21 protein-coding genes and 3 tRNA genes are annotated in these 19,853 nt (G+C 49.6%); 17 read left to right on the plus strand and 7 right to left on the minus strand.

Translation table 11 applies throughout. The features are described from left to right. Positions 1–11: 11 nt before the first annotated feature. Entirely contained in the window at positions 12–2,357 is a 2,346-nt protein-coding gene (locus O6P33_RS03410) for a DUF1631 domain-containing protein (protein WP_269818847.1), read from the minus strand. Positions 2,358–2,597: 240 nt separating this feature from the next. Between O6P33_RS03410 and O6P33_RS03415 the strand changes: the two genes are divergently transcribed. From O6P33_RS03415 to O6P33_RS03425, 3 genes are all read left to right on the plus strand, one after another. Continuing rightward, positions 2,598–2,673: transfer RNA gene (locus O6P33_RS03415), tRNA-Asn, on the plus strand. Between the two features lies 1 nt (position 2,674). Continuing rightward, positions 2,675–2,751: transfer RNA gene (locus O6P33_RS03420), tRNA-Pro, on the plus strand. 6 nt (positions 2,752–2,757) lie between these two features. Continuing rightward, positions 2,758–2,832 (plus strand) — tRNA-Lys (locus O6P33_RS03425). A gap of 211 nt (positions 2,833–3,043) precedes the next feature. Here the strand turns inward: O6P33_RS03425 and ispA are convergent. From ispA to O6P33_RS03445, 4 genes are all read right to left on the minus strand, one after another. Further along, the gene (gene ispA / locus O6P33_RS03430; RefSeq protein ID WP_269818848.1) at positions 3,044–3,931 is read right to left on the minus strand and encodes a (2E,6E)-farnesyl diphosphate synthase; all 888 of its coding nucleotides are present in this window, start codon (positions 3,929–3,931) and stop codon (positions 3,044–3,046) included. After that, complete coding sequence (locus O6P33_RS03435) at positions 3,928–4,170, minus strand: exodeoxyribonuclease VII small subunit (protein WP_269818849.1); 243 nt, start codon at positions 4,168–4,170, stop codon at positions 3,928–3,930. Before O6P33_RS03435 ends, ispA begins: the two co-directional genes overlap by 4 nt. A 189-nt stretch (positions 4,171–4,359) precedes the next feature. Continuing rightward, positions 4,360–4,887 carry an inorganic diphosphatase gene (gene ppa, locus O6P33_RS03440; protein ID WP_269818850.1) on the minus strand — a complete coding sequence of 176 codons (528 nt, stop codon included), beginning with the start codon at positions 4,885–4,887 and terminating at the stop codon, positions 4,360–4,362. A 149-nt stretch (positions 4,888–5,036) separates the two neighbouring features. Continuing rightward, on the minus strand, positions 5,037–5,477 hold the full coding sequence (locus O6P33_RS03445) for a GNAT family N-acetyltransferase (protein WP_269818851.1): 441 nt from the start codon (positions 5,475–5,477) through the stop codon (positions 5,037–5,039). A 147-nt stretch (positions 5,478–5,624) separates the two neighbouring features. Here O6P33_RS03445 and mpl point away from each other — a divergent pair, with 147 nt between their 5' ends. The 9 genes from mpl (at position 5,625) to O6P33_RS03490 (ending at position 13,095) form a co-directional block, all read left to right on the plus strand. Further along, the gene (mpl, locus tag O6P33_RS03450) at positions 5,625–6,983 is read left to right on the plus strand and encodes a UDP-N-acetylmuramate:L-alanyl-gamma-D-glutamyl-meso-diaminopimelate ligase (RefSeq protein ID WP_269818852.1); all 1,359 of its coding nucleotides are present in this window, start codon (positions 5,625–5,627) and stop codon (positions 6,981–6,983) included. Next, positions 6,980–7,612: a flavin prenyltransferase UbiX gene (gene ubiX, locus O6P33_RS03455; protein WP_269818854.1), complete on the plus strand. Its 633-nt coding sequence runs from the start codon at positions 6,980–6,982 to the stop codon at positions 7,610–7,612. Before mpl ends, ubiX begins: the two co-directional genes overlap by 4 nt. Continuing rightward, complete coding sequence (locus O6P33_RS03460) at positions 7,605–7,898, plus strand: YceK/YidQ family lipoprotein (RefSeq protein WP_269818855.1); 294 nt, start codon at positions 7,605–7,607, stop codon at positions 7,896–7,898. The genes ubiX and O6P33_RS03460 overlap by 8 nt, the downstream gene beginning before the upstream one ends. A gap of 166 nt (positions 7,899–8,064) precedes the next feature. After that, entirely contained in the window at positions 8,065–8,556 is a 492-nt protein-coding gene (gene purE, locus O6P33_RS03465) for a 5-(carboxyamino)imidazole ribonucleotide mutase (RefSeq protein ID WP_269818856.1), read from the plus strand. A gap of 3 nt (positions 8,557–8,559) precedes the next feature. Beyond that, entirely contained in the window at positions 8,560–9,642 is a 1,083-nt protein-coding gene (locus tag O6P33_RS03470; RefSeq protein ID WP_269818857.1) for a 5-(carboxyamino)imidazole ribonucleotide synthase, read from the plus strand. Between the two features lie 82 nt (positions 9,643–9,724). Next, entirely contained in the window at positions 9,725–10,255 is a 531-nt protein-coding gene (locus tag O6P33_RS03475) for a DUF3299 domain-containing protein (RefSeq protein ID WP_269818858.1), read from the plus strand. A 177-nt stretch (positions 10,256–10,432) separates the two neighbouring features. Further along, a complete protein-coding gene (locus O6P33_RS03480) occupies positions 10,433–11,656 on the plus strand; it encodes an HD-GYP domain-containing protein (RefSeq protein ID WP_269818859.1) in 1,224 nt (407 codons plus the stop codon). A gap of 84 nt (positions 11,657–11,740) precedes the next feature. After that, the gene (gene rpe / locus O6P33_RS03485; protein ID WP_269818860.1) at positions 11,741–12,415 is read left to right on the plus strand and encodes a ribulose-phosphate 3-epimerase; all 675 of its coding nucleotides are present in this window, start codon (positions 11,741–11,743) and stop codon (positions 12,413–12,415) included. Beyond that, on the plus strand, positions 12,412–13,095 hold the full coding sequence (locus tag O6P33_RS03490; protein ID WP_332880038.1) for a phosphoglycolate phosphatase: 684 nt from the start codon (positions 12,412–12,414) through the stop codon (positions 13,093–13,095). The genes rpe and O6P33_RS03490 overlap by 4 nt, the downstream gene beginning before the upstream one ends. Here the strand turns inward: O6P33_RS03490 and O6P33_RS03495 are convergent. Further along, a complete protein-coding gene (locus O6P33_RS03495; protein ID WP_332880048.1) occupies positions 13,040–13,549 on the minus strand; it encodes a transposase in 510 nt (169 codons plus the stop codon). The two genes, O6P33_RS03490 and O6P33_RS03495, sit on opposite strands and share 56 nt — an antisense overlap. 540 nt (positions 13,550–14,089) lie before the next feature. On the opposite strand from O6P33_RS03495, the gene trpE reads away from it, so the two are divergent. The 5 genes from trpE to trpC are packed head-to-tail and all read left to right on the plus strand — an operon-like array spanning position 14,090 to position 19,090. Further along, entirely contained in the window at positions 14,090–15,568 is a 1,479-nt protein-coding gene (trpE, locus tag O6P33_RS03500; protein ID WP_269818861.1) for an anthranilate synthase component I, read from the plus strand. 51 nt (positions 15,569–15,619) lie between these two features. Then, positions 15,620–16,606, plus strand: a complete 987-nt coding sequence (locus O6P33_RS03505) for a diaminopimelate dehydrogenase (RefSeq protein WP_269818862.1) — start codon at positions 15,620–15,622, stop codon at positions 16,604–16,606. Positions 16,607–16,647: 41 nt separating this feature from the next. Then, positions 16,648–17,241, plus strand: coding sequence for an anthranilate synthase component II (locus tag O6P33_RS03510; RefSeq protein ID WP_269818863.1), 594 nt, complete (start codon positions 16,648–16,650; stop codon positions 17,239–17,241). Then, entirely contained in the window at positions 17,241–18,290 is a 1,050-nt protein-coding gene (gene trpD / locus O6P33_RS03515) for an anthranilate phosphoribosyltransferase (protein ID WP_269818864.1), read from the plus strand. Before O6P33_RS03510 ends, trpD begins: the two co-directional genes overlap by 1 nt. After that, positions 18,287–19,090: an indole-3-glycerol phosphate synthase TrpC gene (gene trpC / locus O6P33_RS03520; RefSeq protein WP_269818865.1), complete on the plus strand. Its 804-nt coding sequence runs from the start codon at positions 18,287–18,289 to the stop codon at positions 19,088–19,090. The genes trpD and trpC overlap by 4 nt, the downstream gene beginning before the upstream one ends. A gap of 85 nt (positions 19,091–19,175) precedes the next feature. Here the strand turns inward: trpC and O6P33_RS03525 are convergent, their stop codons facing one another. Further along, positions 19,176–19,703, minus strand: coding sequence for a hypothetical protein (locus O6P33_RS03525; RefSeq protein ID WP_269818866.1), 528 nt, complete (start codon positions 19,701–19,703; stop codon positions 19,176–19,178). Between the last annotated feature and the right edge of the window lie 150 nt (positions 19,704–19,853).

A 19,853-nucleotide genomic window follows, 5' to 3' on the forward strand; every position in this document is an offset into this window, starting at 1 on the left:
TGCTCTGTCGTTTATGCTGTGCTGTGATTGTTAAAATGTTGGAATATTTTTTGGATCGCATGCAAAGCGCGGTCCATTAAAGGTTTACTGCGCTGCTCGGTAAGGATGCGCGCCTGACCGTGTTCAATTTCCATCGCCAGAGTAGAGAGAGGCTTAATGGCTACACGCTGGCCAGATGAGTCGACAAACATATAGTTGCGTGTAGTTGGGCTAAACCACGATAGTTTAAGGGTTGCAGCAGGAGAGTCAAACTCAAACCAAGTGCCGAAGTTTATGTGCTCTAGTTTCTTGGTTATTTCACGCGCTTGAGTGGATAAGTTGTCTGTGCTATTGGGCGCAGACAGCTCTTCTTCATTGCTCAGCATGGTGCCCAAAGGATTTTGTCTTGTTTGCGCTGGGGATTTGCTAGCAGGAGTGGCTTGCTGTGCTTGTACTGCTTGCTGGCAGGCGCTGAGCTCCTGTACGAGCTTGCGTATGGTATCGGGGTGGTGGCTGCCCAATAAATCAAGACCTTGCTGCAGCTGACTAAAGAGCTCTAAGTTGACCGTGGCAAGGCGCTCTTGCTCTTCTGGCAGCGCTAAGAAAGTTGCGCTCCACGCCAGTTGTTGCGCAGTTTCGGCGTAACACTGCCATTGCTGGCTGGCTGGGCCATGGCGTAAAAAAGAGAAGACTAAAACATCCACCCAAGATTGCTCTAAAAAGTCTTGGATAATATTAGGCACTGGAAATTTTTGTAAGGTGCTGGCAACTAAAGCTAGCGCTTGTTGGCGCGCGGCAAGTAAACGGTCACGGCCTTTCGCTGCCTCTATGGCGCGTTTTTCTCTGAGTTCTGCACGCCGCTGTAAGGCATGCACAAAAACATTGAAATCTTGCAGCAAGTAATCAAATAAAATGCTATCGCCTTTATAGGATTGTAGCGCTTGGCTGACAGTAAATTGCATCTTATGTTGTAACGCTTTTTCCTCGCTGGCGCCGCGGTACTCTACCCCAGCTTGAGCCATGCCATTGAGGAGTTTACGTGCTGGGTGCTGATATTGGCTGAACAGGGTTGGGTCTTGCAGAGCAACTTGTACGTAGAGGGGGTGCAGGTTTGACAGAATAGCCTTACTGGACTGAGTAAGGCTCGCATCCTCAATGATGAAATTAAACAGCATGCCAACTAAATCTATGGTGTTGGCATGCTGTTCTGCTAATTTTCCTGGTGAAGCAGTGCTGTTGAGGTCCTGCAACTGCTTTACGAGAGCCTGTTTGCTGCGATCAACCGCTAGCATGGTAAAGCCCTGCGCTGCTTGCTGTGCATTGTGTTGCTGGAGACTGGCTAAAGCGCTTAATAGTTCTGCCGAGCTATATTTATGCGTGGCGTTACTGGGAGTAAAGGCGGTAATGCTCGGCACTCCATCCGGTAGAGCTGTGGATGTGGCTTGTTGGCGATACGTGCTGAGCAGGGCAGTGAGGGTTTCTGCTTGCAGGCTTGTCTGTTCATCTATGGCGTTACTAGGGATTGCACTCGCCGCGCCAGAGCCGCGCTCCGGTGATTGCATATTATTGCTTGCTTGTCGCTCAGTGCTGGTGCGAGTCGCAGACAGGCTGTTGGGTGTTGTCCTTGTCGCCGCTTGCATTAGCCGCTGTTTTCTTTGACTGGCAGAGTAGCTTAGGTTTGGTAACACGCCAGCACTGATAAAGGCTTGGTTAATGGTTGCATAGAATTGATCCAGTTCACGCATGACAAATTGCTCAAAGAGCATGTATAAAATGGTCTTCACTTGTAAGTTGAATGGGCTAGGGGCTAAAGCAGTATAAAAACCGTTGGCTATGACTGTTGGAGTCAGGGGGCTGTTGTCGTCACTTTTGATCCCACTATTGATCAGCGCCAAGCGTTGCTCGATTGCATACAATGCTTCGATGCAGCGCTCGTTGGCCTTGTTGGACATGCTGCTTACCAGTAAAGACTCTTCAAACTCGTCGTTTTGTACTAAAGAGAGTTGCTGGGCATCGATTTGTGCGTCAGCTGCGCTAGGCCGCTTTTTTGCCTTGATGAAGTCATCGAATTGGTTGGCAATGTTTTTTAGGAAGGCTCGCTCAATCTGTACATGCTGTTTACGTACTTCGCGAATACTTTCAAAGAACATGTCTTGGACTTGGTTGTTTTCCGCATTTTCAGCGCAGTTAAATAGGGCGGTATCGGCTTGGATGAAAGCCGCGCGAACCTGTTGCGCCAAAAAGTTGAGTAAGTGCTGACGAATCTCTTGAGTCAAGCTATTGAATTGTGGAAGTATTTTGCGCTCTAAGGAAATACCACCAAGACTGCCTTGGTTGTTATTGCTGGTAGAGGTATTCGAGGAGCTTCGCGAGCGCATGACCGTATCCTGTTTTACAATCCTATCGATAGTCTGATAATATCAGCATCAACACTTAAAGGTTAGCGCCTTAGATGGGACGTTAAGTTGCATAAACTGCAGCGATAACCTGTTAAAGGAGCTAAGAAGATAAATTTAGAGTTTATTTTCATTAAGGTGTTGACAAGGTTAGATATTTGCGTAGAATAGCGCACCACAGACAAGGCGAACTCCACAAGAGTTCAACGAAAACTGTAATGTTCCGCGATAGCTCAGTCGGTAGAGCAAATGACTGTTAATCATTGGGTCCCTGGTTCGAGTCCAGGTCGTGGAGCCATCGGGGTATAGCGCAGTCCGGTAGCGCGCCTGCTTTGGGAGCAGGATGTCGGGAGTTCGAATCCCCCTACCCCGACCATTTTTTGGGTCGTTAGCTCAGTGGTAGAGCAGTTGGCTTTTAACCAATTGGTCGCAGGTTCGAATCCCGCACGACCCACCATCGTATTTGTTTAGACGAATATATAAAGCGCTTAGCAGTTTCTGTTAAGCGCTTTTTTGGTTTTAGAGTCTATAAAAATCTTATCTGATAGTTTGCGCTTAGCTCAGCTGTAGCCAGTCTCTTGCGCTGTATTGTGCTGCGTTATTGTTGTTAGATGGTGCGCTACTTGCGTCTTGCGCGTAGAGCTTGCCTGCAGTTGGCAGAGGCTGCGTTAGCTGCTACGCGAGACAATATAGTCAGCCAGATTGCGCAGGTGATCGGCGCGCTGGTCAAGGCCTGCTAATGCTGCTTGAGCTTGATCTCTAAGCTCATAAGCATATTGCTGGGCTTGCTTGAGGCCTAGCAGGGCAGGGTAGGTCGGTTTATTGTGCTCAGCATCACTGCCTTGTTGCTTGCCCAGAGTTTGGGTGTCGCTGGTTACGTCGAGAATATCGTCCTGTACTTGGAAAGCTAAGCCAATGGCTTGGGCGTATGCGTCTAGAGCGTTTAGAGTTGCTGGTGTGGCGTGGTTGCTGGCCAGAGCACCTAAATGTACGCTGGCTTGAATCAATGCGCCGGTTTTATGGCGATGCATTAATTCAAGCGTTGCTTGATCTATGCTTTGCCCAACGGAACTTAAGTCGATGGCTTGACCGCCAACCATGCCGGCAGCGCCCGCAGCATTAGACAACACTTTAAACATATCCAAACGTTGTTGAGCGCTAATAGGTGAGAGAGTTTCGTCACCTAGAGCGTAAAAGGCCAGTGATTGCAGGGCGTCGCCGGCTAAAATTGCATAGGCTTCATCAAATGCTTTATGGGTGGTTGGTTGGCCGCGACGCAGATCGTCATCATCCATAGCAGGTAGATCATCGTGTACCAAGGAATAGGCATGAATCAATTCGACTGCGCAAGCTGCGCCATAGGCCTGCTGGACTTCACCGCCCAGTGCTTGGCAGCTCGCAAATACCAGTAGCGGACGGACACGTTTGCCACCATTCATTACGCTATAGCGCATCGCTGCATAAAGGCGTTGCAGCTCGTCGGACGGGGCTTGCAGTAATTGCTCCAGCGCCGCATCAACATGACCCTGACAGAATTTCTGGTAGTGGGTGATCAAGGCTCTAGGTTTCCATCATGTGGTTTTTCAACCAGCTTGCCATTTTGCTCAAGCAGAACTTGGACGCGTTGTTCTGCATCTTGCAGTGCGCTTTGGCATTCACGGGTAAGGGCAATGCCTTGCTCAAAGGTGGAGAGCGAGTCTTCAAGGGATAAATCGCCGCTTTCAAGACGCTCGACTAGTACTTGTAGAGCATCTAAGGATTGCTCGAAAGGAGGTGTTTCTTTTTGGCGAGCCATACAGCCCTCACAAAATTAAGTGGTAATAAACAACAGGGTGACTTTTACGGGGCCGCTTTAAGGCAAAGGCAACCTGTTGTGAGGAAGCACTCTAATGGGCCAGTGTTGTTGCTGCCAAAGCGCACAACTCAATGCCGCAGAGCACAGCAGCCGCTTATGCGAAGCGCGGCTGCTCTGATTTAAGCTGTCTTACTTGTTAAAAGCGGCAGCAGCTTTGCTGATTTCGGTACGGGCAGCAGCGGCATCACCCCAGCCTTCAACCTTAACCCACTTGCCTTTTTCTAGGTCTTTGTAGTTCTCAAAGAAATGTTTAATTTGCTCGATGAGTAAAGGTGGTAAATCGGTGTACTCGTGTACGTCATTGTACAATTGAGTGATTTTTTCATGTGGCACTGCAATCAGTTTAGCGTCACCGCCTGCTTCGTCAGTCATGTGCAAAACACCAACTGGACGAGCGCGAATTACCGCACCTGGCGCTACTGGGTATGGTGTTACCACTAAAACATCGAGCGCATCACCATCATCAGCCAGAGTGTTAGGAATAAAACCGTAGTTGGCTGGGTAGAACATAGGTGTCGCCATAAAACGGTCAACCATGAGGTTGTCGGTTTCCATATCAATTTCATATTTGATTGGCGCGTGATTGGCGGGGATTTCGATAGCAACGTAAATATCGTTCGGTAAGTCTTTGCCAGCTGGGATTTTGCTAAAGCTCATGTGGGCATCCAATTGTAGGTGAAAAGTGCAGCAATTATAGGGGTATTTGTTTCGCTATACCAAGTGCTGAAGGGCGGCTGGGAAGATTGCCGCTGTAGAGCTTCAGTTTTGCCGCGCAGTCTGTGCTAAAAAGCACAAGTAAGACTGACTTATAATAATAAAATATAATTTCTAAAGTGGCGGTCTTCGAAAAAATTAGCTGACTCATATAAGCGCTGGGCAATTTCGTTACTGGCATGGATGGAAACCCGTAAGCGCACGGCATTCTTGGCTCGGGCTTGTTCGGTAATGGCTTTGAGGAGTTTGTGCGCGACCTGTTTGCGCCGTGCACCTTCTGCTACATACAAGTCATTAAGAATCCAAATAGGGCGCAGTGACACCGAGGAAAAGCTTGGGTACACCAAACAAAAGCCCAATAAAGTATCTTCTGCAAAAGCCAGTAAAATAATTGCTTCTTGCTTACTTAAGCGCTGGGTTAAGAAATCTTTTGAAGCCTCTGCTTGCGGCATAGCACCATAGAGTTCGCGGTAATGGATAAACATGGGTGTTAGTTGGTCTAGATGCTCTAAGTTGGCAGAAATAATGCGCATGGCAATTCTCTTTTCGTGTTTTGGTCATCAGTGGGGTAACAATCCTGCCCTATAACTATAATGGCTGGCAAATGTGCTGGAGGTGCTTGGCGCGCAGTCGCATGTTGATCCTTGTGTTAATCTTGCGGGCAATTATTTGAGGTGTATATGCATATTCATATTTTAGGTATTTGTGGCACATTTATGGGCTCTTTAGCCCTCTTAGCCAAAGAGTTAGGGCACCGCGTCACCGGCTCGGATGCCAATGTCTATCCGCCCATGAGTACCCAGCTCGAAGAGCAGGGCATTGAGTTGATGCACGGCTACCATGTTGAGCACTTACAGCCTGCACCAGATTTAGTCGTGGTAGGTAATGCGTTGTCCCGAGGTAACCCAGCTGTTGAGTATGTGTTAAACGCAGGCCTGGCGTATGTGTCTGGCCCGCAATGGTTGGCCGAGCATGTGTTGCAAGGGCGCTGGGTGTTGGCAGTGGCAGGCACCCACGGCAAAACCACCACCAGCAGCATGCTGGCATGGATTTTAGAGTACGCCGGAATGCAGCCAGGGTTTTTAATCGGTGGTGTACCGCAAAATTTTGGTATCTCCGCGCGACTGGGTGAAACAGACTTCTTTGTAGTTGAGGCGGATGAGTATGACAGTGCCTTTTTTGATAAGCGCTCAAAGTTCGTCCACTACCGCCCACGCACCGCAGTACTGAATAATTTAGAATTTGATCACGCGGATATTTTTCCTGATTTAGCCGCCATTGAGCAGCAGTTCCATCATCTAGTGCGTACCGTGCCCAGCAATGGTTTGCTTATTTACCCTGCACAAGAGCAAGCGATTGGGCGTGTGCTGGATAAAGGCTGCTGGACGCCGCGGCAAACCACAGGCCCCGATGGCCAGTGGCAAGCGCGTTTGCTGAAAGACGATGGATCTGAGTTTGTTGTGTCGTTAGACGGTGTGGAGCAAGGCGTGGTGCGCTGGCCCTTGACTGGTTTGCACAATGTGGCCAATGCCTTGGCGGCACTCGCCGCGGCCCGCCATGTGGGCGTAACGGCTGAGCATGGTGCACAAGCGTTGCGTGAGTTTGAGAATGTGAAGCGTCGTATGCAAAACCTAGGTTGCGTGCGCGGGGTAACGGTCTACGATGATTTCGCCCATCACCCCACCGCCATTGCCAGTACCTTAGATGGTTTGCGCAAGCAGGTGGGCAAGCAACAGATTATTGCGGTGATTGAGCCGCGTTCCAACTCAATGAAACTGGGTGCGCACCGTGAAGGTTTAGCACCGTCGACAGCCCTAGCCGATCATGTGTTTTGGTACGCGCCAGACAATCTGGGCTGGGATCTAGCGAGCACTGTGGCTGATGCGCCAGTACCGACGCAGGTGTGCAGCAGCTTAGAAGACATTATTGCTGGCGTGTTAGCGCTGGCACAAGCTGATACCCAGGTGGTGATTATGAGTAATGGTGGTTTTGGCGGAATCCATACACAGCTTATGGAAGCTTTGGAGGCAGCACAATGATGGGGCCGCGGCGAGTCACTTTAGCTATGACCGGCGCGTCTGGCGCGCAATATGGCTTACGCTTGTTGGATTGCTTAGTGCAAGAAGACCGTGAAGTGCATTTTTTAATCTCCAAAGCCGCGCAGTTGGTCTTGGCTACGGAAACCGATGTGCTGTTGCCACCTAAGCCGCAAGCCATGCAACAGTTTTTAACCGAATATACCGGTGCTGCTGCAGGTCAGGTGCGGGTATATGGCAAAGAGGATTGGATGTCTTCTGTGGCATCTGGTTCGGGTGCGCCGAGCGCGATGGTGGTGGTGCCTTGTTCGACAGGTACGCTGTCGGCGATTGCCACAGGCGCTTGTAATAGTTTGATTGAGCGTGCTGCTGATGTGGTGCTGAAAGAGCGGCGCCAGTTGGTTATAGTGCCCCGTGAAGCGCCGTACTCCAGTATTCATTTGGAAAATATGCTGAAATTATCGAATATGGGCGCAGTGATTTTGCCAGCTTCGCCCGGTTTTTATCACCAGCCGCAAAGCATTGAAGACTTGGTCGACTTTGTTGTAGCGCGCATTCTGAACATCTTACAAATTCCGCAAGATATGTTGCCGCGCTGGGGTGAGCATCACCAAGCGGACTGGAATGAGTAATAAGGTTGCTGCACTGCTGTTGATGGTGGTGTTATTGAGCAGTGGTTGCGCCAGTGTGCGTACTTTAGATGCTGCGCAAGCAGGAGCTCCGGTGATTTATTCTGGAACTCGACTGGACTGGTACAGTGTGCAAGGTGGCTGTTATCCAGTTGAGCGCTTTGGTGCACAGGCGCCAAAATATGCCGCACTGGATTTACCTTTTAGTCTGCTCTTGGATACTCTGTTATTGCCTTGGGCGTTGGCAGTGGAGTTAGGTGTTGGTCTGACTGTGCAAGGCGGGCGCTAAGGCAGAGCATGGATTTTTCCATTGGTGTTTTAGTAAAGCGCTGCAAATGCGCTATAATTGCGCACTTCTTATATCTTAACTATTTCATTAACTAAGCCACGCCGTGTTGCGTGGTTTGTTATTTTTGCCGCGCTAACTGGCGGCCAAACTTGAAGAGGCAACACTGATGAGTCCACTGGTAGGCGTGATTATGGGTTCCAAGTCGGATTGGAGCACAATGAGCCACAGCGTAGACATGCTGGAAACCCTCGGTATTCCTTATGAGGTGCAAGTGGTTTCGGCGCACCGCACTCCAGATTTATTATTCAGTTACGCTGAAAAAGCCCATGAGCGTGGCGTGCAAGTGATTATCGCAGGTGCCGGTGGTGCCGCACACTTGCCGGGTATGTGCGCGGCCAAAACGCACTTGCCGGTACTGGGTGTGCCCGTGCAATCGTCTATGTTGTCTGGTGTTGATTCGCTGTTGTCGATTGTACAAATGCCGGCGGGCGTTCCTGTGGCAACCTTATCCATTGGTAAAGCAGGCGCAATCAATGCGGCTTTATTGGCGGCCAGTATTATTGGTCATCAGCATCCAGAAATTCATACCGCACTGAATGCGTTCCGTGAGCAGCAAACGCAAACCGTGTTAGATAACCCAGATCCACGGGAGGCTTAAGTCATGAAAGTTGGCGTGATTGGTGGTGGGCAGTTAGGACGTATGTTGTCGCTGGCTGGAACACCCTTAGGAATGCAGTTCACTTTTCTTGATCCGGCAGTGGATGCCTGCGCTGCGGCAGTGGGTGAGCACTTGTTGGGTGGTTACGACTCACAAGAACACTTGCAGCAATTAGCGCAAACAGTTGACTTGGTTACCTTCGAGTTTGAAAGTGTGCCGGCTGAAACTGTGGCTTTTCTTGAGCAGTTTGTGCCCGTATATCCCAGCGCTAATGCGTTGCGTATCGCTCGGGATCGCTGGTTTGAAAAATCCATGTTTAAAGCATTGGGTATTCCCACCACTGAATTTGCTGATGTGTTGTCGCAAGCCGATTTAGAGGCAGCCGTGGCGCAGATTGGCTTACCGGCAGTTTTGAAAACCCGCACTTTAGGTTATGACGGTAAAGGCCAAAAAGTCTTGCGTGAAGCCGCTGACGTGGTGGATGCGTTTGCTTATTTAGGCAATGTGCCCTGCATTTTAGAAGGCTTTGTGGCTTTTAGCGGTGAAGTGTCATTGATTGCAGTACGCGGCCGTGATGGCGAAGTGCTGAGCTACCCATTGGTGCATAACGTGCACAATGACGGTATTTTACACCTGTCGGTGGCCAGTGATGAGCATCCGTTGCAGGCGCTGGCGCAGGATTATGCTGAGCGGGTACTGAAAGAGTTGGATTATGTGGGTGTTTTGGCCTTTGAGTTCTTTGAGGTGGATGGCGGTTTAAAAGCCAACGAAATTGCGCCACGGGTGCATAACTCAGGACACTGGACGATCGAAGGGGCTGAATGCAGTCAATTTGAAAACCATTTGCGTGCTGTTGCGGGCTTGCCATTGGGCTCCGTAGAAAAAGTGGGCCATAGCGCTATGCTGAACTTTATCGGCAGTATTCCGGCTACCGCTGATGTAGTTGCCGTGGCTGACTGCCATTTGCATGACTATAGCAAAGCTTTTAAACCTGGCCGTAAAGTCGGGCATGCCACCTTGCGCAGCCAAAGTGCACAGCGTTTACAAGAGCAAATTGCTGCGTTGGAAGCATTGTTAGACAGTTAAAACCGCTCTGAACTCTGCTACTGCGCAGCAGTCCACTATAGCCACTGTGGTAATCCAGTGGCTAAGTTACTAGGAGCATTGCATGCGTTCTTTACTGCTAAGTGTGTTGTTGCTGGCTGGCGCTGCGCAAGCTGCGTTAGAGGAAACCGACTGGCTGGACCTTATGCCAGAAGCGGACCGCAAGGCGTTGTTAGAAATGCCAGAAATTACCCATGACAGCCCAGAGGCTGACAGCGGCTTTTATACCCCTGACGGCGGAGGCCTGCGCAGCGCAGATAAAGCGATGCCGGACTTTATGTATTCCGCGCAAACCGTTCCGGCGCTGGATGGCCGCGAGATTCTGCTGGGTGGTTACCCTGTGCCTTTAGAGACTGATCAACGCGGCCAGTTTGTTGAGTTCTTTTTGGTGCCTTATCCGGGTGCCTGTATCCATGTTCCGCCCCCGCCACCAAATCAAATTGTATTGGTGCGTTATCCGCAAGGGATAAACCTCGAAGATATTTATGCCCCCTTGTGGGTCGAGGGTGTTCTACGGGTTGAGGTCAGCAGCAATGCATTGGCAGACTTTGCCTATGCCATAGATGCCGAAAAAGTTGAGCTAATTACCGAATAAAGAGAGTCTGGGCAAAGCTTGTGAGACAGACTTAGAGGCGCTGTGACTAGCCTTAGCTGAGCTGTAACTGATTGGCGCTATAATACTTTGTAAACATTCTAGTGCTGGCTCTAGCATGGCTTCTTACTGTGAATAACTTCATGATAAAACGATTGTAGGCTAGGTTTCGGCATCGCTATGCTCAAGAAAGTTTCCGTAACAGATGTGGTGTTGGGTATGTATATCCATGAGCTCTGTGGTTCTTGGATGGATCATCCTTTCTGGAAAAAAGGGTTTGTATTGCAAACTCAGGCTGATTTACACAGTTTGCAAAGCAGTGCTATTAGCGAAGTGTGGATCGACTCCACGAAAGGGCTGGATTTGCCCGATAACCTCGCTAGTGAACCCGCCAGCACAGTAGCCGAGAGAGTAGAAAATGTTTTGCAGGAAGCTTTAGCTACTACTGAGTCATTGACACCTGCGGTGACCATGACTGATGAAATGCAGCGTGCATTTGATATCTGTGAGCGCTCCAAGCAGTCGGTGCTTACCATGTTTTCTGAGGTGCGCATGGGGCAAGCCATTGAGCTGCATGGGGCGCATGAAGTGGTTGCTGACATCACACAATCTGTGTTGCGTCACCCCTCAGCGCTGCTGAGCTTGGTGCGTTTAAAAAATGCCGATGAATACACCTATATGCACTCTGTGGCCGTGTGCGCCTTGATGATTGCTCTAGCGCGCAAGCTTGAGCTCAGTGCCGAGCAAGTACAAAAGGCTGGGGTGGCTGGTTTGCTACATGATGTCGGTAAAATGATGATCGACGACACAGTTTTAAATAAGCCAGGGCGGCTCACCGATGAGGAATTTGCCAAGGTACGCTTGCATCCTGTTTATGGAGCCAAGCTGCTTTTAGAAAGTGATTCTGTAATTAGCCCTGAAGTGTACGATGTGTGCTTGCACCACCATGAAAAATATGACGGTAGCGGCTATCCAAAAAAGCTGAAAGGCCAGGATATTAGTTTGTTTTCTCGCATGGCCGCAGTCTGCGATGTGTACGATGCGATTACCTCAGACCGCCCCTATAAAGCTGGCTGGGGGCCTGCGGAGTCCTTACAGCGCATGGCACAGTGGCAAGGGCATTTTGACCCTCAAGTGTTTCAAGCATTTGTGCGCACTATGGGTATTTATCCTGTGGGCTCTTTGCTGCGTTTGCGCAGCGGTCGCCTCGCTGTGGTGACTGAAAAAAATGAGGTGAACTTGCTAAAGCCAAAGGTGAAAGTTTTCTTTTCGACTAAGTCAAACATGCCCATTGAGCAGCGAGTGATTGACTTGGCGCAAGCGGGTTGCAGTGAAAGCATCATCGGCCGAGAGTCAGTCGAAGACTGGGGTTTTCCTAATTTGGATGACCTATGGTTGAATTAATTGCGCTAAGATAGCTACTTTTGCGCACAACAGTATCGGTTGTTAACGACAGCCATCGCTTGCTCTATTGACCGTGAGGACGCTATGCAGCCTTTTGTAATTGCTCCATCTATTTTATCCGCCGACTTTGCCCGCTTAGGTGAAGATGTTGACCGTGTCCTCGCTGCTGGCGCAGACACAGTGCACTTTGATGTGATGGATAACCATTACGTGCCGAACTTAACAATTGGGCCGATGGTGTGCAGTGCGTTACGTAAATACGGCATTACCGCACCCATTGATGTGCATTTGATGGTTAAGCCTGTGGATCGCGTTATTGGTGATTTCATTGAGGCGGGTGCCAGTTACATTACTTTTCACCCTGAAGCTTCTGAGCATGTGGATCGCTCCTTGCAATTGATCAAGCAAGGTGGCTGTAAAGCCGGTCTGGTATTTAATCCGGCCACGCCGTTGGACGTACTAAAGTACGTCTTAGATAAAGTCGACATGGTGCTTTTGATGAGCGTTAACCCAGGTTTTGGTGGACAGTCATTTATTCCTGGCACTTTGGATAAGTTGCGTGAAGCGCGCGAGTTGATTGATGCCAGCGGTTTGCCGATTCGTTTGCAAGTGGATGGCGGGGTCAATGTGAAAAATATCAAAGCAATTGCCCAAGCAGGTGCTGACACCTTTGTCGCTGGCTCAGCCATTTTTAATGCGCCAGATTATGCCCAGGTGATCTCGGCGATGCGTGCAGAGCTGGCAGGTGTGCAACAGTGAAAACTTTGCTTGGTGTGTTGAGCGGGCAGCTGCCTAAATTGGTCATGTTCGATCTGGATGGCACCTTAATAGACTCAGTGCCGGATTTGACTGTTGCCACGGACCAAATGTTAGTGCAGCTTGGCCGCGCCCCCGCGGGGATGGATAAAGTGCGCAACTGGGTCGGCAATGGTGCACCTATGTTAGTGCGTCGCGCCTTGGCCGATGGTTTTGCTGAGCAGCACATTAGCGCTGAGCAAGAAGCCCAGGCGCTGGCAATCTTTATGCAGGTGTATGGCACAGGTAACAGTTTAACGACGTTGTATCCCGGTGCGCTGGAGACTTTACAGTCGTTGAAAATGCTGGGAGTGAAGCTGGCTTTGATCACCAATAAACCAGAAAAATTTATTCCTGAGTTATTGGCCGAAATGCAAATAGCTGAATATTTTGAGTGGGTTGTTGGTGGCGATACTTTGCCGCAGAAAAAACCTGATCCTGCTGGACTGCTTTGGGTTATGCAGCAAGCAGGCGTGACTGCGGAGCAGTGCCTGTTTGTAGGCGATTCTCGTAATGATGTGCAGGCGGCCCGCTCTGCTGGCGTGGCATGTATTGCGGTGACCTATGGGTATAACTATGGAGAACCGATCAGTGCAGAGAATCCAGCGTTAGTGCTAGAGGATCTCCGGGAACTGTTTCTCTAGTGTTACTCTGCTTGACATCCTCACGCCCTAAAGAGGCGCTGATTTCTACTGCTAGACGGCCATGCCTGACCGCGAGAATATTTCGTGCCGCGTTTATATCGCGGTCGCTGTGCGTGACACCGCACGCACTGTACGTCCATTCTCTTATTTCAAGCCCTGCGATACCTTTCGGCCTGCTATCGGGCACTGCGCCGCAACAGCTACAGGTTTGGGTGGTGTATGCCTCGTTCACTTCCTTAAAAACAATGCCTGCGTGAGCGCATTTATAGTCCAACATTGTTTTTAATTGACCCCAGCCAGCGTGCGACTGAACTTGTGCGCGCTCTTTAATCGAGCGCTGGCTTAATTCATTGACAAAGTTCCAGACGAAATTAACGCTTCGTGCCATGCTGTTTAGCAGTGGCGCATGCTTATCTCGAATGCGAACTTTTAATGTTTTGGTGTGTTTTGTCATGCTGTATATAATACCAGTACGCACTCGCACTGCAAATATTTTAACAACCTATTGGGGGGCAGCTTACGCCGCCCTAGCTATTCATCCTCGCACTAAAAACACGAGGCTTTTCGCGATTTTGGTAAAGACATCGACCATTAAAAAACCTCTGAATAACCATCTGCGTAGCTACCACTGCGTTAAAAATTTACTCAAAACGCTCATCTGCTCGTTGTAAACTGCGCTTTTTCGTAAGTTTTGCCTTGTGTTAGCGTCCTCGATAACGTTATTCAGAGGATCCTTAAGAATCGACAATACTTACAAGGTTAAATAGAAAAAACAGCATCTAACAGTTGCGCCTTAACATTGGCTGCGCTAGTGTTAACTAATATTTAAGACCATCCCAAGGGACCCGCTCGTGGTTGTTGATCGCAAACTATTGATAGGCACATTACCAGCGGCATCAGGCCGTTGGCGTTGGCGTGTCTAATTGTTTTTGGTTGCCATTGTGGCGACATTGTTTGTGATTATCCCTTTTCCCCCTCTTGCCACGAGGCTGATATGACCCACGAAGAATTTTTGCGCTTAGCTGCAGAAGGCTATAACCGTATTCCTTTGGCGCGCGAAACGCTGGCCGATTTTGATACCCCTCTCTCAATTTACTTAAAACTCGCTGATGCACCTTATTCTTACCTATTGGAATCTGTCCATGGCGGTGAGAAATGGGGGCGCTTTTCTATTATAGGTTTGCCCAGTAGCACTCGTTTACGGGTTGATGGTCAGCGGGTACGGGTGATTACCCATGAGCGGGTGGTCGAGGACCTTGAGGTTGAGGACCCGCTAGATTTTGTTGAGCAATTTAAAGCACGTTATCAAGTGCCAACTTTGCCGGGCTTGCCACGTTTTAATGGCGGTTTAGTCGGTTACTTTGGCTATGACAGTGTGCGCTATGTGGAGCAGCGCTTAGCCGAGTGCCCCAATCCTGATCCGCTGGGCACTCCAGATATATTATTGTTGGTCTCCGATGCTGTGGTGGTTTTTGATAACTTGTCCGGCAAGTCGCATTTAATTGTCTTGGCTGATCCGAGCAAACCGGATGCTTATGCGCAGGGTGTGCTTGAGTTGGAACTGCTGAGTGAACAGTTGCGCAAACCATTGACGCCACGCTCAGGTGTCGATCTCAATGCGCTTGATGCCCCTGAGCCAGAGTTTTCCTCAAGCTTCAGTCGTGAAGATTATCAAAAAGCAGTGTTGCAGATTAAAGACTACATCGCTGCTGGTGACTGCATGCAGGTGGTCATTTCGCAGCGTATGTCCGTGCCTTTTACCGCGGCACCAATTGATTTGTATCGAGCACTGCGCTGTTTTAATCCAACCCCTTATATGTACTTCTTTAACTTGGCTGAGTTTCATGTGGTGGGCAGCTCGCCAGAGGTGTTAGTGCGGGTTGAAGATGGCTTAGTCACAGTGCGTCCCATTGCCGGTACCCGTCCTCGTGGTGCCACTGAAGAAGAAGATAATGCCCTTGAGCAAGAGCTGTTAGCCGATAAAAAAGAGTTGGCTGAGCACTTAATGCTGATTGATTTAGGGCGTAATGATGTAGGGCGAGTAGCAGATACCGGTAGTGTCAAAGTCACTGAGAAAATGATTATTGAACGCTATTCGAATGTCATGCATATCGTTTCCAATGTCACTGGAGAGTTACGCAGTGAGCTGAGCGCTATGGATGCTTTGCGGGCGATTTTACCGGCAGGTACGTTATCCGGCGCACCGAAAGTACGGGCGATGGAAATTATTGATCAGCTCGAACCAGTGAAACGAGGGGTGTACGGTGGCGCCGTGGGGTACTGGGCATGGAATGGCAATATGGATACCGCCATTGCTATTCGTACTGCGGTGATTAAAAACGGTCAACTGCATGTTCAAGCTGGCGCCGGTATTGTCTCCGATTCGCAGCCAGAGTTGGAGTGGGAAGAAACTCTAAATAAGCGCCGCGCCATGTTTAAAGCGGTGGCTTTGGCGGAGAAAAGTAAGCCGTAAGCGGCTGGGTATTTTTAATAAATTGATGTGTTAACGCAAAGGTAGGTCGAAATGTCTCATCGAATCAGAGTAGCAATTGCTGGTTATGGCAATTTAGGACGTGGCGTTGAAGCAGCGCTGGCGCAAAACCCAGACATGCGTTTGGTTGGTGTGTTCAGCCGTCGTGAACCTAGTAGCGTGAAACTGTTAGATAGCAGTACGCCGGTTTATGCCATGGCTGATATCGAACAATATCAAGATGATGTGGATGTGATGATTTTGTGTGGCGGATCCAAGTCTGATCTGCCAGAGCAAGGCCCTTATTTAGCTAAGTTTTTTAACACTGTCGACAGCTTTGATACTCACGCTAAAGTGCCTGAGTATTATGAGGCGTTGGATCAATCAGCCCGTGATGCCGGCCGTGTAGCCATGTTATCGGTGGGTTGGGATCCAGGTCTGTTCTCACTGAACCGTTTATATGGCGAAGCTATTTTGCCGGAAGGTGAAACCTATACATTTTGGGGCAAAGGTTTAAGTCAGGGGCATTCTGATGCAGTGCGTCGTGTACCGGGAGTACAGTCCGCTGTGCAATATACGCTGCCCTCTGAAAATGCCATGGCGCGAGTACGTGCCGGTGAGCAACCCGAGCTGAGTACCCGTGAAAAGCATACCCGCGAGTGCTTTGTGGTGTTGGCCGAGGGTGCTGATGCTGATGTGGTGCGCGAGAGCATTGTCAGCATGCCCGACTACTTTGCGGACTACGACACTGTGGTCAACTTTATTGATCAAGAAACCTTCAAGACAGAACACAGCAGCATGCCCCATGGCGGCTTTGTCATTCGCAGCGGTAACACCGGTGTGAATACCAAGCAAACCATTGAGTACTCATTGGCGCTGGGCAGTAACCCAGAGTTTACCTCCAGTGTGCTGGTGGCCTATGCGCGTGCGGTGCATCGTCTAGCGCGTTTAAATGATATTGGCGCGAAAACTGTATTTGATATTGCTCCAGGTTTGTTGTCACCGAAAAGCCCAGCGCAGCTGCGTAAAGAGCTGCTTTGATCTTATAACTTGATCCCTTAATCGCCTAAGGACCTGCTGTCATGCTGCTAATGATCGACAATTACGACTCTTTCACTTGGAACTTGGTGCAGTATTTTGCTGAGCTGGGGGCGAAGGTTAAGGTGGTGCGTAATGATGAATACACTGTGCCTGAATTGTTGGCCATGCAGCCTGCGCAGGTGGTGATATCACCAGGGCCTTGCACTCCAAATGAGGCCGGCGTTTCCTTGGCAGCGATTCAAGCCTTCGCTGGTAAAGTGCCGATTCTTGGCGTGTGCTTAGGGCATCAAAGTATTGGGCAGGTATTTGGCGGTGATGTAGTGCGGGCCAGTCAGCCTATGCATGGTAAAACCAGTCCGGTTTATCACCGCAATCAAGGGGTGTTTAGTGGCTTAAATAATCCGCTGACGGCCACCCGCTACCACTCTTTAGTGTTGGCACCCAGTAGCTTGCCAGCAGAGTTATTGGTTACCGCTTGGACGCAAACAGAGCAGGGGGAAATGGACGTCATTATGGGGGTACAGCACCGCAGATTAACCATTGAGGGGGTGCAGTTTCACCCTGAGTCAATTTTGACTGAGCAAGGCCATGCTTTGCTGGCTAACTTTTTAAAACAAACGGGAGGGCGACGTTAATGGATATTAAAGAAGCGCTGAATCGAGCAGTGGGTCATTTGGATTTAAGTACTGCAGAGATGCAGTCGGTGATGCGGCAGATCATGACCGGGCAATGCACTGAAGCGCAAGTTGGCGGTTTTTTAGTGGCCATGCGTATGAAGAGTGAAAGCATCGATGAAATTGTTGGTGCTGTGCAGGTGTTACGTGAGCTGGCTGAACCTGTGGATATTGCCGGTGAGCACCTGGTGGATACCTGCGGGACTGGCGGCGATGGGATGAATATTTTTAATGTTTCCACAGCTGCCGCTTTTGTGGTGTCTGCCGCCGGAGCTCAGGTGGCAAAACATGGTAACCGTGCGGTGTCGGGCAAAAGTGGCAGTGCCGATTTGCTGGAGGCTGCAGGAGTATATTTGGACCTTAGCGCTGAACAGGTTAAGCGCTGTGTTGATACTGTGGGCGTGGGCTTTATGTATGCACCCGCACACCATGGTGCCATGCGGCATGCCAGTGGTCCGCGTCGTGAACTGGGTTTGCGTACTTTATTTAATATTTTGGGCCCCATGAGTAACCCTGCGCAGGTGAAAAACCAAGTCATTGGTGTCTTCAGCAAGCAGCTGTGCCGCCCGTTAGCGGAAGTGCTATTACGTTTGGGCAGCAAGCATGTGATGGTGGTGCATGCGCAAGACGGTATGGATGAAATCAGCTTAGGTGCGCCAACTTTTGTTGCCGAGTTAAACCATGGTGAGATTACCGAGTACCGCATTCAGCCCGAAGATTTTGGCATTAATAGCCAGTCGTTAATTGGTTTAGAAGTGGCAGATGCAGCGGCGTCTTACACTTTGATTCGGGATGCCTTAGGTAAGCGTGAGTTGCCTTACGCGCACAAAGCGGCAGAAATGATTGCTCTTAATGCTGGCGCAGCCTTGTATGTGGCCGGTGTGGCCAGCACTTTAAAAGAAGGTGTAGCGCGGGCCCATGACACTATCTACACTGGGCTTGCCTTAGAGAAGCTTGTTGAACTTGTATCCTTTACTTCCGTGTTTAAGCAGGAGGCTGCCACCCTATGAGTATCCCAACTGTTTTAGAAAAAATAGTCGCGCGCAAGCATGAAGAAGTCGCCCTGCGCAAACAAGTTGTCAGCATCAGTGAGTTGCAGGCGCAAGCCGCGCAAGCTTCTGCACCGCGCGGTTTTGCTCGTGCTTTGCAGCAGCAAGTGCAGAAGAAATTACCAGCAGTCATTGCTGAAATTAAAAAAGCTTCGCCCAGTAAAGGGGTTTTGCGTGAAGATTTTGTGCCTGAGTGGTTGGCGAAAAGTTATGAGCAAGGTGGTGCAACTTGCTTATCAGTGCTGACTGATATTGATTTTTTCCAAGGTGCTGACCGTTATTTGCAAGAAGCTCGCGCCGCTTGCTCTTTACCCGTTATTCGTAAAGATTTTATGATTGATCCGTATCAGATTGTTGAAGCACGGGCGCTGGGTGCAGATTGTGTGTTGCTCATTGCAGCCTGTTTAGACGATGAACAAATGCGCGAACTGGCTGCAACTGCCAAAGAGGTTGGGCTTGATGTGCTTGCTGAAGTGCATGATGGCGAGGAGCTGGATCGAGTGCTGACCCATTTAGACACACCCTTGGTGGGGATTAACAACCGCAATCTGCATAATTTTGAAGTGTCTTTAGAAACTACCTTAGAGTTGTTGTTGCGCATTCCTGAAGAGCGTTTAGTGATTACCGAAAGTGGTATTTTACAGCGCACCGATGTTGAACTTATGGAAATTAACAATGTGCATGCGTTTTTGGTGGGTGAAGCCTTTATGCGCGCGAATGACCCTGGGGCAGAGTTAAAGCGTTTGTTTTTCCCGCGCTAGGAAAGCGTAGCGCTTGAGTGAACAGCTGTTACTTTGCGCAGTTGCATGGAGTGTTGTGCAGCTGCGCAGTCAGTAGCGACCAGCCTTAACCGCGTTGTAGGTTGCGGATCAAATAGGATAAAGCTTTGGCGAGCTGTTTAGCTGCCTCTGGATCTCGAACAATAGTGAGTATGGCGGTCTTTTTATCATCGCCAAAAATCACACAGCGGATGCCTTGTGCTGGGCAGGCGTAGCTCAGAAAGGGATCAATGCCAAATACATTTATGCGGTTACTGCGCACTTCTAAAGCAGCATTTTGATTGCTACGAATTTCTTCGCGAATGAGTAGTTCGCCAGGTTTTTGTAAGCTGACACTGTATAAAAAATCCTGTGGATTAGACTGACCAACCTGATAACCTGCGCGTAAAGCATATTGCGACAGCAAGGCATTCACTTCCGCGAGCAAGGCCGTGCGTTCATTATTAGTGGCGTGTTGCTGTTGCAGCTGTTTGAGGTAGTTGGTCTTTTCACTGCTTTCTAAAACTGGTTGGGCCAAGCTAAGGCTGCTGGCGGTGATTAAGCTCAAGGTGAGCCAGCGCAAAGCCAGTAAAGCTCGGGAAAGGTGCTGGAGCATGTTTAAATCCCTATAAAGTTAGTTAGAGTAATGGTTGGCAGCCGGCAGTGACTGCAGTGCTGGATGCTGTTATCAGCTAAGGTTACGCAATTTGTAGCTTAGATTAACCGATTAAGCACTACTAAAGCTGTGATTGAGTTGCCAGCCTGT

The organism is Denitrificimonas caeni (genome assembly GCF_027498055.1).
In the GTDB taxonomy this organism is placed as follows: Bacteria; Pseudomonadota; Gammaproteobacteria; order Pseudomonadales; family Pseudomonadaceae; genus Denitrificimonas.

Coding starts and splice junctions, on each gene's coding strand:
- O6P33_RS03410 (WP_269818847.1), bottom strand. CDS start 2,357: ATGCGCTCGCGAAGCTCCTCGAATACCTCTACCAGCAATAACAACCAA.
- O6P33_RS03435 (WP_269818849.1), bottom strand. CDS start 4,170: ATGGCTCGCCAAAAAGAAACACCTCCTTTCGAGCAATCCTTAGATGCT.
- ppa (WP_269818850.1), bottom strand. CDS start 4,887: ATGAGCTTTAGCAAAATCCCAGCTGGCAAAGACTTACCGAACGATATT.
- O6P33_RS03445 (WP_269818851.1), bottom strand. CDS start 5,477: ATGCGCATTATTTCTGCCAACTTAGAGCATCTAGACCAACTAACACCC.
- mpl (WP_269818852.1), top strand. CDS start 5,625: ATGCATATTCATATTTTAGGTATTTGTGGCACATTTATGGGCTCTTTA.
- ubiX (WP_269818854.1), top strand. CDS start 6,980: ATGATGGGGCCGCGGCGAGTCACTTTAGCTATGACCGGCGCGTCTGGC.
- O6P33_RS03460 (WP_269818855.1), top strand. CDS start 7,605: ATGAGTAATAAGGTTGCTGCACTGCTGTTGATGGTGGTGTTATTGAGC.
- purE (WP_269818856.1), top strand. CDS start 8,065: ATGAGTCCACTGGTAGGCGTGATTATGGGTTCCAAGTCGGATTGGAGC.
- O6P33_RS03470 (WP_269818857.1), top strand. CDS start 8,560: ATGAAAGTTGGCGTGATTGGTGGTGGGCAGTTAGGACGTATGTTGTCG.
- O6P33_RS03475 (WP_269818858.1), top strand. CDS start 9,725: ATGCGTTCTTTACTGCTAAGTGTGTTGTTGCTGGCTGGCGCTGCGCAA.
- O6P33_RS03480 (WP_269818859.1), top strand. CDS start 10,433: ATGCTCAAGAAAGTTTCCGTAACAGATGTGGTGTTGGGTATGTATATC.
- rpe (WP_269818860.1), top strand. CDS start 11,741: ATGCAGCCTTTTGTAATTGCTCCATCTATTTTATCCGCCGACTTTGCC.
- O6P33_RS03495 (WP_332880048.1), bottom strand. CDS start 13,549: ATGACAAAACACACCAAAACATTAAAAGTTCGCATTCGAGATAAGCAT.
- trpE (WP_269818861.1), top strand. CDS start 14,090: ATGACCCACGAAGAATTTTTGCGCTTAGCTGCAGAAGGCTATAACCGT.
- O6P33_RS03505 (WP_269818862.1), top strand. CDS start 15,620: ATGTCTCATCGAATCAGAGTAGCAATTGCTGGTTATGGCAATTTAGGA.
- O6P33_RS03510 (WP_269818863.1), top strand. CDS start 16,648: ATGCTGCTAATGATCGACAATTACGACTCTTTCACTTGGAACTTGGTG.
- trpD (WP_269818864.1), top strand. CDS start 17,241: ATGGATATTAAAGAAGCGCTGAATCGAGCAGTGGGTCATTTGGATTTA.
- trpC (WP_269818865.1), top strand. CDS start 18,287: ATGAGTATCCCAACTGTTTTAGAAAAAATAGTCGCGCGCAAGCATGAA.
- O6P33_RS03525 (WP_269818866.1), bottom strand. CDS start 19,703: ATGCTCCAGCACCTTTCCCGAGCTTTACTGGCTTTGCGCTGGCTCACC.